Source organism: Micromonospora sp. GCM10011541, from assembly GCF_042650725.1.
Lineage (GTDB): Bacteria > Actinomycetota > Actinomycetes > Mycobacteriales > Micromonosporaceae > Micromonospora > Micromonospora sicca.
Genome location: NZ_JBHSBP010000028.1, coordinates 1 through 12,564, shown reverse-complemented (window position 1 = coordinate 12,564; position 12,564 = coordinate 1). Strand labels below are relative to the sequence as shown.

The following is a 12,564-nucleotide window of genomic DNA, read 5'->3' as shown; positions in this document are numbered from 1 at the left end:
CCGGGCGGCGGATCCGTCCCGGGGCTACCCGGCAAGGCGGGCGCTGATGTCGGCGACCGTGGCCTTGGCCGTACGTCCCGCGCCCACCAGCGTCGCCGACGCCGGCCCGGTCCAGTCGCCGTAACCGAGCAGGTAAAGGCGGGGTTCGTCGACCGACCTCGTACTCTCGACGCTCACCTCCCCCTGCCGCCATCCGGGCAGGATCGGCGCGAGGTGGGTGAGGTTGGGCCGGAATCCGGTGCACCAGATGACCGCGTCGCAGGGCTGCTCCGTGCCGTCCGCCCAGTACACGCCGTGTGCGGTCAGCCGCGCGAACATCGGGCGAGGATGCAGGACGCCGCGTTTTCGCGCGTCGCGGACGCTGGGCACCATCACGATGTCCCCAAGGTCGCTGACACTCTCACCGGCATCACCGGCGGCCTTGCGGGTGGCCACCCCGAACAGCACCCGACCGTCGACGTCGTCGGGCATGAACCGCGCCGGGCGCAGGGTGACCCAGGTGGCCTCGGCGACCCGGGACACCTCCGCCAGGATCTGCGCCGCCGAGTTACCGCCACCGACGACCACGACCCGCTGCCCTCGGAACGCCTCTGGCGAGGTGTAGTTCACCGTGTGCAGCTGCCGACCGACGAATTCGGCGCGGCCCGGGATGTCGGGCAGGTACGGGCGCTCCCACGTCCCGGTGGCGGAGATGACGTACCGGGCCAGCCACGCCCCGGCGTCGGTCTGCACCGCCAGGCGCTCCCCGGCCCGCCGCACCTCGCGTACCCGGACCGGCCGGCGCACCCGCAGGTCGTAGCGCTGTTCGTAGGCCCGCAGGTAGTCGACGACGTGCTCGGCGGTCGGGAACTCCTCGCCCTCCTGCCGCGGCATCCCCCACCCCGGCAGCGGGCTGTACTCCGCCGGCGAGAACAACCGCAACGACTCCCAGCCATGCCGCCACGCACCACCCGAGTGCGTCTGGGCGTCGAGGATGACGTAATCCAGACCGGCGCGGCGCAGGTAGTAACCCGCCGCCAAGCCCGCCTGCCCACCCCCGACGACCACCACATCACACGACCCAGGCACGCACGACACCTCCCTCGATCCGCAGATCATCATGCCGAGACGAGACGACAGAAGCGCGACTGCCCAGCCTGATTCAGTCGGCTCCGCAGGGGGAGGCGGCCGTCAGTGACCTCACCGCACCCCTCGGACTCTCCCAGCCGACCGTCAGTCACCACCTGCGGATCCTCACCGAGGCCGGCCTGCTCGAGCGAGACAAGCGCGGCGTCTGGGCGTACTACCGCCTCGTGCCGTCCGCCATCGCCACGATCGCCGACCTGTTGACGCCACCCCACAAGCGAGCAACGAAGAAGACCCGCTGAATCTCGGGTCTGTTGGCTGTGGATCAGCGACCGGGGTTGCCCGCACTCCAGGGCCTGAATGTGAAACCTGGTTTGGGCTGTCGACGCTGTGGTGACGATCCTCGTGCTCGGCGATGACCAGCCGGGTCTCGTAGGCTCGGACGGTGGAGAGCAGTCGAGGGCGGATCATGGCGCAGATGTTGGATGCGGCGGAGAACGCCTCCCCCGTCGACGCGGTCGAGGCGGTCACCCGGGAACTCGGTGCGGCGTTGGGGGCGCGTAGCGTCGCGTTTTTGATCGCGGATCTCAGCGGCCGGGCGCTGGTCCGGTTGACCCACGTGCCGCTCGGCGGGACCGGTGCGGGACGCCGGGGCGGTGACGAGGTCGCCACGGTGATGCCGTTCGACGGCGGCCCCGCCGAGCAGGCGCTACGCACCCAGACGGTGCAGGTCGTCACACAGCCCGACGGGTGGGCGGTGTTGGCGCCGGTGACCGACCGCGGTGAGGCGATCGGCCTGCTCGAGATGATCCTGCCGGACGAGCCCGCCCCGCGAGCGCTGCAGGAGATCACCCGCACGGCGCACCTGTTGGCGTTCGTGGTGATCGCCAACCGGCGGTACACCGATCTGTTCGAGTGGGGGCAACGCACCACCCCGTTCACCCTGTCCGGGGAGATCCAGCGCCGGCTGCTGCCCGCCTCGTTCACGTGTGAGGCCAGCGCGTTCACCCTGTCCGGCTGGCTGGAACCCGCCGCCAGCATCGGCGGGGACACCTTCGACTACAGCCTCGCCCGCGACGTGCTGCACTTCAGCGTCACCGACGCGATGGGCCACGGGGTGGCCAGCGCGTTGACGGCCACCCTGGGCGTGGGCAGCCTGCGCAACAGCCGCCGCCGCGGAGTTGGTCTGGTGGAGCAGGCCGAAGCCGCGAATGCCGACGTGGCCGAACACGCCACCGTGCCCGGCAGTTACATCACCGCGGTCCTCGGCCGTTTCGACCTGCGCACCGGCGTGTGCGCGATGCTCAACGCCGGGCACGTCCCGCCGATGCTGGTCCGCGACGGGAACACCCGGGCGCTGCCACTACCGCCCAACTTCCCCCTGGGTATGTTCGCCGACGCCGGACACCGCGCTCGCGAGATCGAGCTGCGGCCGGGCGACCGCCTGGTGGTGGTCACCGATGGCATGCGGGAGCGCAACGCCGCCAACCTGGATCTACCGACCATGTTGCGGTCGATCACCGGTCTGCATCCACGAGAGGCTGCCCGGGCGTTGGCCGACGCCGTCCTCGAGGTCAGCGGACCGACTCTGGCCGATGACGCCACCCTGTTCATCCTCGACTGGCACGGCGGACACCGCGAGGACCGGCGAACCAGCGCCGGCGCCGACCAGGAGCGTGCCAGCACCGCGCTACCCGACTGACTACTGGCCTGGCGCGTGGTCGGTGGACGGCACATCGGCTTCAGCCGCCTGCACACTGTCATAAACATGGATCACTCGATCCACCGACGTGACCGTCAGGACGCTGCGCACGGCGGGCTGCGCCGCGGCGAGGCTCAACCGACCGCCGACGTCCCGCAGCGCCTTGAACATCACGACCAGCGCGCCCAGTCCGCTGGAGTCCATGAATCCCACCCCGGCCAGGTCCACCACCACCTGTCGGTCATCGGCGTCGACCAACCGTTGCAGGCCCTCGCGCAGCTGGGGGGACGTCGCCATGTCCAGCTCGCCGCGCGCCTCGAGCACGGTGCAACCCCGGCCCGGCCGGACCGACAGCAGCAGTTCCACAGCAACCTCCGCCACGCCCCGATGATCCCCGCTTACCATATTCTGCCGACGGGTGAACCGCCGTCGGCCGGCGTACGTCGCGCCGGCACCCTGACCGTTTCGCCTCAGCAGAACCGGGGTAGGGCTGATCACCACCGGAGCATCGCGCCTCAGGGTGACGCGGTAGTCCGACGGTTCAGGTACGGGCCGGGGAGGAGCTGTGCAGTGCGGGTGAGCATGACCCTGTCACTCCCGCGGCAACCGTCGTCGGTGACCCGCGCCCGCCATGTCCTCACCACCCTGCTGAGCCTCACCGATGTCGGCGAGGACTCCCGTGGCCACCTCGCCGTGCTGATCAGCGAGGCGTGCGCCAACGCGGTGCTGCACGCCGATGCCGACAGCGCCGTCGACATCACCATCGTCATCGACGACGACGTCTGCCTCCTCGAGGTCGGCAACCGCGGCAGCACCCCCAACGGCGCTGGACTCGACGCCGAACTTCCCGCCCCGCTCACCGTCGGCGGGCGTGGACTGCCCCTGATCGCCGCCCTCGCCGAGACCGCCGCCTTCGTCGCCGGGCCACCGAACCAGGTGCTGCTCCGCATCACCAAACACCTCACCGACGCACGAACAGCACCGATCCGATAACCGGCTGCCGCACCGGACGCCCTCGCCATCCGCGGAGCCCGAGCCAGGTGGCCTGCCTTCGATGGGGGCGCCTCGCGGTTGGCGGCCGAAATGGGAAGAGGTGCGACGAGCAGGAGTACGGCCGGCAGGGCCGAGGTGGTTCGCGCTGGCGAGCCAGTCGGCTCACCGCCCGCCGACGACCTCACCCGTCAGTGTGCCGCGTCCCATGCTGCTGGTTCTGGTTCTGCCGGAGGGCTTCCTCGAGTTGGTCCTCGAGGATGATGATCCGGCAGGCGGCCTCCAGGGCGGTGCCCTGGTCGACCATCTCCCGGGCCCGGGCGGCCAGGCGAAGCTGATAGCGGGAGTAGCGGCGGTGCCCACCGGTAGAGCGGTGCGGGTTGATCAGTCTCGCCTCGTCCAGGCGGCGCAGGAAGTCCTGCGTGGTGCCGAGCAGCTCCGCGGCCTGGCCGATGGTGTAGGCCGGGTAGTTCTCGTCGCCGAACATGTCATCGGAGTTCTGCCCCACGTCACCTCCACGTCGAGGGCCCCGGCGCTTACGCGCCGGGGCCCAGGGTTTACGGGTCAGAACACCATCTACCGACAGGAACGTCGGCTTGTCGTATCCGCACCAGCCGCAACGGACGGCTTCGGGTGCGAGGATCGCATAAGCGTGACCGGAGACCACCTCTCGTTCGATGGAAACTGCGGTGTCCGCCCGGCCTGACATGACGGCCGACGGCGGGCGATCCAACGGTGTACGGCCCTCCCTTTCCTCTGCTACTTCTTTCCCTTGCTGTCGTACGGTCCGCCGGTGTCGGAGCCCACGCGACTTCATGGCCCCTATACGGCGAACATCAGCTGGAGCCCCAAAAAGAGCCTTGGCCCCACCTGCACCCCGGCGCGTATCACGTCGGGACTGACGTGCTCCTACTGCCTCTCGGGGGGAACGGTGAAGATCGTTCCCGCTCCTCGCCGCCCGTCGTGACCTCACGGCCGGACGGCCCGTCTGCGTCTTGACGGATCTTTACTCTCGACTCGAAGAAGACTATTCCACGCCACCGAAGATGTCTAGTCGTTCCAGCCTAGATTCTCCGGCCGGCCGTCATCAGGAGCGTGCAGTACCGGTCGCCGCCGGCGATCTCACCCGAGGGGACGGTGTGGTCAGATGACCTCCAGCCTCTTCCCGGTCAAGCCCAGCAGTGTTGCTTCACGGTGCTCTTCTCCGGAGGCGATCGCGAGGATGGCGTGGGCGACGTCGGCGGGGTCGAGCGGTGCCGGGAAGCGCTTCATGAGCGCGTCGGCCGTCAGGCCGGCCTCGGCGCCGTAGGCGGTGGCCGCGGCCTCCCCAATCGCGGTGCCGACCAGGAACTGGCGCGGGGCCAGGGCGACGAACCGGATCCCGAGCTTGCGGTCGTGAGCGGCGCGCTGGAGGTAGCCGGCCAGGAACAGCTGCATCCGCTTGGCGCCCGCGTAGCCGCCCGACAGCGGCGAGCCGTCGAGCCCGGCGCCGCTCGACACGATCAGCACGGTCGAGTTCGGACGCGCCCCAGGCACGGCGGAACACACAGAGCCATCCCCACTCCCGGCCTATTTGGGTGCGGCAGCGCCAGTCTGCTGCGGCTGCCGCCGGGCAGCTCGGACACGATGTGCGAGAAGCCGGGTCCTTGAGCTCCGGCCGACCGTCACTTTGATCAACAGCGGGCAAAAGAGCATGGCTAGGTGCTCACACGCTGGGTGTAGTCATCACAGGCGCCCTGGGTGCCCGGGGCGCGCCGCCCTTTCCCAACCACTGCGGGTGACGGGTCGGGCCTGGGGTGCGAGAGGGGTGGGACGACCCATCGTCGCGCTCACGAGTATGTCGCGGCGGTCACCTCGTCGTCCCTATGGCAGCCCGTGGTTCACCCACCGACCTTTGTAGGAACTCTTCGTGTTCACTTGACTACCCGATAGCGACCTTCATAGAGTCGGCGCGATATATCGAAGCTGGACACTATGGAGGTGCAGTAGTGCGAAAATCCATTCTCGCCGTCGTTGCCGTCGGCTCATTGGCTGGCGGCAGCTTGGTGGGCGCGCCCGCTGTCGCGGCGCCCACTGAGGTGACCCTGCCAGAGAACGCGGTGGCGAGCTTCCAGCAGATGGTGCAGTCCGACCGTGACAACTACACCGGCCTGACCGTCGATGAACGACAGCACGTCCTGCGGGTCTACGTGCCCCGCACCCGAGTCGTCGCCGCCACCGGCGCCGTTACCCGCTTCGCCACCGCCAGCACCGCGCGGCCCGGCTCGGCCTTGCGGGTCGAGGTGACGCCGACGCCGTACAGCCTGCGGGACCTCGACACGACGATGGCGCAGATCGACAAGGCAGAACCGTGGGCCACCGCCACCCGGGGCCTGCGTTCGGCCTGGTTCGTCGACGCGGCAGCCGGCCGCGTGCAGGTGGGCCTGACCAAGGTGACTCCACAGCTGCGCCAGCTCGCCCGGGCGACGTTCGGCGACCGAGTGGAACTCGTGGCACGGCAACGTTTCGACACCGCCGTCCGCCGCGACCGCCTCTCCCCCGGTCCACTTCATGAGGTTGCCAGGCCCACCAGCGGCGCGCGGGTTGTCGGCGCCATGGCGGCTGCAGCCACTCCGACCCGGCTGCTGGACGTCACGCCCTACTACTCAGGAAATCGCATATATCGTACTTATACTCAGAACGGTCAGAACTGGGTGACACAGTGCACGACGGCCTTCGTCGTCGCATCCGGCAGCACCCGGCAGATGGCCACCGCTGGCCACTGTGGGCCGACCGGCTCAGTGTGGAATCAGGGCTACCTCGACACGAGCACGAACACCCTCTACCGGACCGGCACGATGGGAACGGTTGGGCGCGTGGAGTGGGGTAACAACCGGATGGACGCCGAGGTTATCGGCGGCGGCTCCTACTGGGCGGGCGCTGTCTATACTGGCCCGTACAACTCCAGCTACGCCTACGGGGTGGCCGGCAGCACCTCGCTGGCGGTCGGCCAGAGCGTGTGCTCGGACGGATCGTTCACTGGGGAGAACTGCGGCGTACGCGTGTCCGCGATCAATGCCTGCCTCGACCTCAACGACAACGGCACCATCGTGCACGTCTGCAACCAGGCGATGGCCGATGCCACCGGCCCGAACTACCTGATCGTGCAACACGGGGACAGCGGAGGGCCCGTGTACAAACTGGCGAGCAACCCCAACTACACGCTCGCCGCAGGCATCATCAGCGGCGGAAGCTCCGACGGAGCGCACATGAACTTCACCCAATTCACCAACTTCACCAGCGCCTTCGGTGTCACCATCGTGAGCGGATCGCCCGCCTGACAGAGCACGAACTCGGTTCGGCCTGCCCGGAAACCCAGGCAGGCCGAACCGCCGCTCAACGTGTCGGAGCGTGAATGAGGCGACGTGATCCGACTGGCTCCGGGAGGCGCACCAAGGCCGCGGCCGAAATTTTCCCCGCTCGGCATTCGACACGCCGGCCCAGCACGCTCACCGTGATGTTGGTAGTCGTAGTTCCGAGGTTGACGCCGGCCAATTCATAGCACCGGACGTCCGCCACGTCGATGAGGAACTGCTGATCCGTCGGCCGGATGGGGTCAGCCGTCCAAGGCAGGCCGACGAGCTGCGCGGCCTCCGCGGCCGACAATGTCGGCAGCGGACCCAGCGTCTCGGTTTCGCGTGGCACGGCAGGGGCGGAACGCCCACAGCCCGCGCAGGCGAGGACAACCACCAAGGCCTGCGCGACCGCGAAGCGCCTCATACGGAACTCCCTCCTCCTAGGAACCGGGTCGCCTTTCCACACGCTACGACGTCGTCTCGCCTCCCCAGGTTCCCGTCAGCCTGTACCGTGCCAAAACTCGTCGCACAGGGTGTGAGCTGCTGTTTCGCGACAATGACGCAGGATGGCAGGCGTGTTGGTTCGGCTGCTGTACCTGAGTGCGGTGCGGATGTTCGGCTGGTTGCCGCTGGCCACGTACAGCGAGTCCGCGCTGGTCGCAGAGTTGCTGGTGCTGCGCCATGAGGTGGCGGTGCTACGCCGTCAGGTCGGTCGGCCGCGCCTGTCGTGGCCGGAGCGGGCGGTGTTGTCCGCGCTGGTCCGGGCACTGCCGCGGGAACTCTGGAGGCATCGGATCGTTACCCCAGCCACCCTGCTGGCCTGGCACCACCGGCTGGTCCGCCGGCACTGGACCTACCCGAACCGGCCCGGACGACCACCGATCAGCGACGACCTCCGGGACCTGATCCTGCGCTTGGCCAGGGAGAATCCCGGCTGGGGGCACCGGCGCATCCAAGGCGAACTCGTCGGGCTCGGCCATCGGGTCGGCGCTGGCACCATCCGTCGCATCCTCGTCAACTCGAAGCGCGGTCCTGCCCCACGCGAGATCGACACCAATTGGAGGACGTTCCTGCGCGCGCAGGCGTCCGGCCTGCTGGCGACCGACTACTTCCACATCGACACCGTCACGCTGCGGCGGTTGTATGTGCTGTTCGTCATGGAGATCACGACCCGACGGGTGCACATCCTCGGCGTCACCGCCCACCCGACCGCCGCCTGGACTACCCAGCAGGCCCGCGACCTGGTGCTGGGACCTCGGTGACCGAATGGCCCTGTTCCGGTTCCTGATCCGCGACCGCGACGCCAAGTTCACCGCGTCGTTCGACACGGTGTTCGCCGCCGAAGGCATCGACGTAGTGAAGACTCCGCCGCGCACGCCCCGGGCGAACGCGTTCGCGGAACGCTTCGTGCGCAGTGTCCGGGCCGAGTGCACCGACCGGGTATTGATCTACAACGAACATCACGCCCGTACCGGTTACGCGACTATGAGGACCACTTCGACCGGCACCGGCCGCACCAGAGCCTGGATCAGCATCCACCCGACTACGACCCCGGTGTGGTCGTCGCGGTCGACAAGCCGATCCGGCAGCGCCGCGTCCTGGGCGGCGTGATCAACGAGTATCACCGGGCAGCTTGAGCTACTCGCAAATTCGCAGCTCACAAGCCTGAAACAGAGTTTTGGCACCGTACAGGGCAAAGCTCGGGGCGCAACTTCATCCGAATATTGTCCCTGGGCGGCAGCTACCAGGACGTCCCGGTCCTCCTTGGGCACTGCTGCGGCCACGCGGCGCGCCTTGGCTGCCACCGCTTGGACGTCGCGCCACCGACGCGGCAACGCGACCTCAAGCTTGGTGCGAGCCATCTGCTGGGCGGTGTCGACGAACTAGGCCATTTGGTCAGGGTACGGAGACATGGAACAGGCTGCACTCGCCCAACAGGCCGGACCCTCGTTCTCGAACGCTTGAGTATCATCTCGTGGTGCAAGCGCTGGTCGCACGCTGTGGAACGGCACATTGGGGCGGCTGACCCGACGTGACGTGTGGCTTTGCCCGCGAGATCCGCTGGCTCGCGGTTGGACTCCCGCTGGTACCGAAGGTTCCTGTGGGGTCCCGTCAGGAGGGTTCGTTGAGCTTGGCCAAGAGCCCTTGGCTCGCGATGGCTCTCAATGCATCAGTAGACGGGAAGACCCTGTGGTGCCGTCTTTCGGCTTCGATTTCACGCCTCATAGTAGAGAGGCTCCGTGAGGTCTTCGTTGCGCGAAGTGCTGCCGCGCTCAGTATCTGAACCTGGGACGCGTCAACCTTACTCTGCAACGTCGCCTGGTAAAGGCGGCACAGGGTTACGATGGGAGCGAGCTGTGCTGTGGCCCACAAAACCCCGCCGGCCAACTTCCCTGAATGAAACGAGATCCAGACCAACGCCGCCACCATGGGCAAAGCGAGGGCGGTGATAGTGGTATCGCTCGCCAGTCCGCGAGCCCACCACACAAGCAGCAAGAGAACAGGAGCACTGGCAGCCGTGACATATCGCCAAATGCGTGTAGTCCTGATGACGGCTCCGCGTTCCTGCTCAGCCATCGCCAATAGGTCGGCGGCCTCCGACTCGGTCAGATGGAGATGGCGTGCGACAGCGCCCACTACATCGGATACCGCGGCTTTAGCGAACAGGCTCTGGGCACGTCGAGTGGTGTTCAGGGGCAGAACGAGCAGTGCGACTGACAGTCCCGCGGCCGCAAGGAGGGAAGCGACGAGCAGCATCAAGCTCTACCTGACAAAGTCTCGGGACAGAGGTGGGGGCCCTGCAGAACCCCCACCTCGTGGTCCAACGCGTTTAGGCTACGTCAAAGGTTACGTCAGCCGTAGACTACGTGGTCGATCTGGCCCGTCCAGGTGTCGTAGCCGTCGAGGTTCAGCCCCTCGTACTGCTGAGAGTTCCAGTAGAAGCAGGTCTTTGTGCTCTTCCCGAAGCCCATCGTGTACCACGCGGTGTCGGGGCTGTTGAAGTAGCCGCTGACGCCGACCCGAGCACCCCCGCCGTTGTCGGTGGAGGCGTAGTGGCTCATGTCGTCGCCGTCAGGGTAGCTGGTCATGTGGAAGGTGACGCCGTTGGTGGGGTCACCGGTAGAGCAACGCTTCGTGGAGTAGTGCGACCAAACCGCATCGTAGACCGTCCCGGACATGTCCTGCCTGTCGGCAACGGCCGGCGTCACAGCGGCCAGGGCGCCGGCGAGACCGAGGGCGACTCCCGTCACGGCTACCGTCTTTTTGATTCTCAATGGATCCTCTTTTCTGAAAAATGCTCCTACTGTTCGCCTAGGCCCACTAAGGCAAACAAACATCCCTAGCCAAAGTCAATACCGCCGGCGGGAAAGATGCTGCCATCTGATCAGTTCCGAATAGCGGCGATGACATCAAGACGCGTGGCCCTTAGGGCCGGAACGATTCCAACCATCAGACCAATGGATACAGCCACGGCGAAGCCCACCAACGAGGGTTGGACGATACTGGTCGACGCCAGATCGGCTCCTTGGATTGAGGGAGCAAAGTCCAACACAAGCCGCGCCAGAACGGCCCCGCTGAAGCCAGCAAGGACTGTCACAGCAACGGTCTCGAGCAGAACTAGCCTAAAGACATCACCACGGCTCGCACCGAGGGAACGATGGATGCCTATCTCTTGGGTTCTATGTCGCACCGACGACAAACCCATATTGAGCAGTCCGAAGGCGCCGGCCATCAGGCAGATGGCGGCAACGATTGCGCCAAGCGATCGAATCAGCTGCAGCAGATCGTGCGCCGGGGCAGCACCAGCTCGGTGCGATACCGACGCGCGATGATGCTGCTGGCCTCGGCCGGCGGGAACCGCGTCCCGGTGATCGCACAGCTCGTGCAGGCCGACGGGGACACGTATGCCAGCCGTCCCGCGCTCCGGCCGATGGCGTACATGTGGAGCACACCCGTCGGCCCCAGACGGGGCATTTCCATGACTGCTCGGCCGTGGTCGCGGCTCTGCCGGCTCGCCGGTCTTGACTTTCCTGGTCCGTAAGTCGTAGCTTTCCGTTCGTGGCTAATTACCAAGCTGGTGATGGCTGGGGCGCTCTCGGAGATCCCACCAGACGCGCCATCGTCGCGTGCTTGGCCGAGCGACCGCGGGCCGTCGGCGAACTCGCCGACGAGCTGCCGATCAGCCGGCCTGCGGTGTCCCAGCATCTGAAGGTGCTCAAGGACGCCGGACTGGTCACCGCCCGCGCCGCCGGCACCCGCCGGGTTTACCGACTCAATCCGGCAGGCGTGGCCGCGCTGCGCGATCAACTTGAGACGTTCTGGAACCGAGCGCTGGACGGCTATCAGGACGTCGCCGAGCAATCACCCGAGGAGACGTCATGACGGAAACAACAGCCGCAGTCGTCCGCAAGCAGATCGTCGTCCAAGCACCGATCGAGCATGCCTTCACTGTGTTCACCGAACGGTTCGGCGACTTCAAGCCGCCGGAGCACAACCTGCTCGGCGCGCCGATCGCCGAAACCGTGTTCGAGCCGAAGGTCGGCGGGCACATCTACGACCGCGCCGCCGACGGCAGCGAGTGCCGCTGGGCGCGGGTGCTCGCGTACGAGCCACCTGGCCGGGTCGTGTTCAGCTGGGACATCAGCCCGCAGTGGCAGGTGGAGACGGAGCCGGACAACACCAGCGAGGTCGAAGTCCGGTTCGTTGCCGAGACCCCGCAGCGCACCCGGGTGGAGCTGGAGCACCGCCACATCGACCGGCACGGCCCCGGCTGGCAGGCCGTCAGCGACGGCGTCGCCCACGACGAAGGATGGCCGCTGTACCTCGCCCGCTACGCCGCGCTGTTCACCGAGGGCAGCCGTTAGCAGCAGCACCCACTGTCACACCCGGTCAGATCCCGGCGCGACCTCTCACCCCGACAGCGACCCAGCCCACGGCCGCGCCGACCCGCGACCCGTCCGGGTGCGCATCACTACCCTGGAATAACAGCCACAGCAGAAGGTGGGGCATGAGGGGGTTCCGGCACCGCCGGAACCCCCTCAGCACGGCGGTGAGGCCTGCCGCTCCGACTCAGAAGGCGTCGGCGAGCTGCCCGCGCAGCTTCGTCAGCGCCCGGGCCAGCAGCCGGGACACGTGCATCTGCGAGACGCCGATCTGCTCGGCGATCTGCGACTGGGTCAGGTTGCCGTAGAAGCGCAGCGTGAGGATCTTCTGCTCGCGCTCGTCGAGGGTGGCGAGCGCCGGGCCCAGCGCGACGCGCAGCTCGGCCAGCTCGAACTCGCCGTCCTCGCCGCCGAGCATGTCGCCCAGCTCGGTGGCCCGGTCGCCGTCGCCGGTCGGGGTGGACAGCGACACGGCGTTGTAGGCGCGGGCGCCCTCCAGGCCCTCCAGGACCTCTTCCTCGGTCACCTTGAGGTGGGCGGCGATGTCGGCGACGGTCGGCGAGCGGCCGAGGGTCTGCAGCAGGCAGCT

At 67.6% G+C, this 12,564-nt stretch carries 16 protein-coding genes and 1 pseudogene; 9 read left to right on the top strand and 8 right to left on the bottom strand.

The genetic code is table 11. The features are described 5' to 3' along the window. Positions 1-24: 24 nt before the first annotated feature. On the bottom strand, positions 25-1,068 hold the full coding sequence (locus ACFOYX_RS12260; RefSeq protein WP_322440065.1) for an ArsO family NAD(P)H-dependent flavin-containing monooxygenase: 1,044 nt from the start codon (positions 1,066-1,068) through the stop codon (positions 25-27). 56 nt (positions 1,069-1,124) lie between these two features. Here ACFOYX_RS12260 and ACFOYX_RS12255 point away from each other — a divergent pair. Together ACFOYX_RS12255 and ACFOYX_RS12250 are read left to right on the top strand one after the other, a co-directional pair. Then, a pseudogene (locus tag ACFOYX_RS12255) lies at positions 1,125-1,367 on the top strand (ArsR/SmtB family transcription factor); the annotation flags it as partial. 143 nt (positions 1,368-1,510) lie between these two features. Further along, positions 1,511-2,767, top strand: coding sequence for a PP2C family protein-serine/threonine phosphatase (locus ACFOYX_RS12250; RefSeq protein WP_322440066.1), 1,257 nt, complete (start codon positions 1,511-1,513; stop codon positions 2,765-2,767). Here the strand turns inward: ACFOYX_RS12250 and ACFOYX_RS12245 are convergent, their stop codons facing one another. Next, the gene (locus ACFOYX_RS12245) at positions 2,768-3,133 is read right to left on the bottom strand and encodes an STAS domain-containing protein (RefSeq protein WP_322440067.1); all 366 of its coding nucleotides are present in this window, start codon (positions 3,131-3,133) and stop codon (positions 2,768-2,770) included. A gap of 216 nt (positions 3,134-3,349) precedes the next feature. On the opposite strand from ACFOYX_RS12245, the gene ACFOYX_RS12240 reads away from it, so the two are divergent. Further along, positions 3,350-3,760 carry an ATP-binding protein gene (locus ACFOYX_RS12240; protein ID WP_322440068.1) on the top strand — a complete coding sequence of 137 codons (411 nt, stop codon included), beginning with the start codon at positions 3,350-3,352 and terminating at the stop codon, positions 3,758-3,760. Positions 3,761-3,941: 181 nt separating this feature from the next. Here ACFOYX_RS12240 and ACFOYX_RS12235 read toward each other — a convergent pair whose 3' ends face one another. Further along, positions 3,942-4,244, bottom strand: a complete 303-nt coding sequence (locus tag ACFOYX_RS12235) for a helix-turn-helix domain-containing protein (RefSeq protein WP_322440167.1) — start codon at positions 4,242-4,244, stop codon at positions 3,942-3,944. Between the two features lie 656 nt (positions 4,245-4,900). Beyond that, positions 4,901-5,266 carry a hypothetical protein gene (locus ACFOYX_RS12230; protein ID WP_322440069.1) on the bottom strand — a complete coding sequence of 122 codons (366 nt, stop codon included), beginning with the start codon at positions 5,264-5,266 and terminating at the stop codon, positions 4,901-4,903. Between the two features lie 479 nt (positions 5,267-5,745). Here ACFOYX_RS12230 and ACFOYX_RS12225 point away from each other — a divergent pair, with 479 nt between their 5' ends. Then, positions 5,746-7,077, top strand: coding sequence for a hypothetical protein (locus ACFOYX_RS12225; protein ID WP_322440070.1), 1,332 nt, complete (start codon positions 5,746-5,748; stop codon positions 7,075-7,077). Positions 7,078-7,132: 55 nt separating this feature from the next. Here the strand turns inward: ACFOYX_RS12225 and ACFOYX_RS12220 are convergent, their stop codons facing one another. After that, entirely contained in the window at positions 7,133-7,516 is a 384-nt protein-coding gene (locus tag ACFOYX_RS12220; protein ID WP_322440071.1) for a hypothetical protein, read from the bottom strand. A gap of 151 nt (positions 7,517-7,667) precedes the next feature. Here ACFOYX_RS12220 and ACFOYX_RS12215 point away from each other — a divergent pair, with 151 nt between their 5' ends. After that, positions 7,668-8,354 carry a helix-turn-helix domain-containing protein gene (locus tag ACFOYX_RS12215; RefSeq protein WP_322440072.1) on the top strand — a complete coding sequence of 229 codons (687 nt, stop codon included), beginning with the start codon at positions 7,668-7,670 and terminating at the stop codon, positions 8,352-8,354. A gap of 4 nt (positions 8,355-8,358) precedes the next feature. Continuing rightward, a complete protein-coding gene (locus ACFOYX_RS12210) occupies positions 8,359-8,703 on the top strand; it encodes an integrase core domain-containing protein (protein ID WP_322440073.1) in 345 nt (114 codons plus the stop codon). Between the two features lie 1,241 nt (positions 8,704-9,944). On the opposite strand, the gene ACFOYX_RS12205 is transcribed toward ACFOYX_RS12210, so the two are convergent. Next, positions 9,945-10,343 (bottom strand): hypothetical protein, encoded by a 399-nt coding sequence (locus tag ACFOYX_RS12205; RefSeq protein ID WP_322475088.1) that lies wholly within the window; start codon positions 10,341-10,343, stop codon positions 9,945-9,947. A 134-nt stretch (positions 10,344-10,477) separates the two neighbouring features. Then, on the bottom strand, positions 10,478-10,798 hold the full coding sequence (locus ACFOYX_RS12200) for an ABC transporter permease (protein ID WP_369292973.1): 321 nt from the start codon (positions 10,796-10,798) through the stop codon (positions 10,478-10,480). Between ACFOYX_RS12200 and ACFOYX_RS12195 the strand changes: the two genes are divergently transcribed. Genes ACFOYX_RS12195 through ACFOYX_RS12185 form a run of 3 tightly spaced genes read left to right on the top strand, consistent with a single transcriptional unit; the run spans position 10,751 to position 11,957 of the window. Continuing rightward, on the top strand, positions 10,751-11,134 hold the full coding sequence (locus ACFOYX_RS12195) for a hypothetical protein (protein ID WP_322440075.1): 384 nt from the start codon (positions 10,751-10,753) through the stop codon (positions 11,132-11,134). The two genes, ACFOYX_RS12200 and ACFOYX_RS12195, sit on opposite strands and share 48 nt — an antisense overlap. 17 nt (positions 11,135-11,151) lie before the next feature. Further along, the gene (locus ACFOYX_RS12190) at positions 11,152-11,475 is read left to right on the top strand and encodes a metalloregulator ArsR/SmtB family transcription factor (protein WP_322440076.1); all 324 of its coding nucleotides are present in this window, start codon (positions 11,152-11,154) and stop codon (positions 11,473-11,475) included. After that, on the top strand, positions 11,472-11,957 hold the full coding sequence (locus ACFOYX_RS12185) for an SRPBCC family protein (protein ID WP_109801943.1): 486 nt from the start codon (positions 11,472-11,474) through the stop codon (positions 11,955-11,957). Before ACFOYX_RS12190 ends, ACFOYX_RS12185 begins: the two co-directional genes overlap by 4 nt. Positions 11,958-12,162: 205 nt before the next feature. Here the strand turns inward: ACFOYX_RS12185 and ACFOYX_RS12180 are convergent. Beyond that, on the bottom strand, positions 12,163-12,564 hold a 402-nt coding region (locus ACFOYX_RS12180), incomplete at its 5' end, for a sigma-70 family RNA polymerase sigma factor (RefSeq protein WP_377533990.1).

Bases quoted from the DNA above. Each gene is read 5' to 3' on its own strand.
- ACFOYX_RS12240 (WP_322440068.1), top strand. From the start codon at position 3,350: ATGACCCTGTCACTCCCGCGGCAACCGTCGTCGGTGACCCGCGCCCGC.
- ACFOYX_RS12235 (WP_322440167.1), bottom strand. From the start codon at position 4,244: ATGTTCGGCGACGAGAACTACCCGGCCTACACCATCGGCCAGGCCGCG.
- ACFOYX_RS12220 (WP_322440071.1), bottom strand. From the start codon at position 7,516: ATGAGGCGCTTCGCGGTCGCGCAGGCCTTGGTGGTTGTCCTCGCCTGC.
- ACFOYX_RS12210 (WP_322440073.1), top strand. From the start codon at position 8,359: ATGGCCCTGTTCCGGTTCCTGATCCGCGACCGCGACGCCAAGTTCACC.
- ACFOYX_RS12195 (WP_322440075.1), top strand. From the start codon at position 10,751: ATGGATGCCTATCTCTTGGGTTCTATGTCGCACCGACGACAAACCCAT.
- ACFOYX_RS12200 (WP_369292973.1), bottom strand. From the start codon at position 10,798: ATGGGTTTGTCGTCGGTGCGACATAGAACCCAAGAGATAGGCATCCAT.
- ACFOYX_RS12185 (WP_109801943.1), top strand. From the start codon at position 11,472: ATGACGGAAACAACAGCCGCAGTCGTCCGCAAGCAGATCGTCGTCCAA.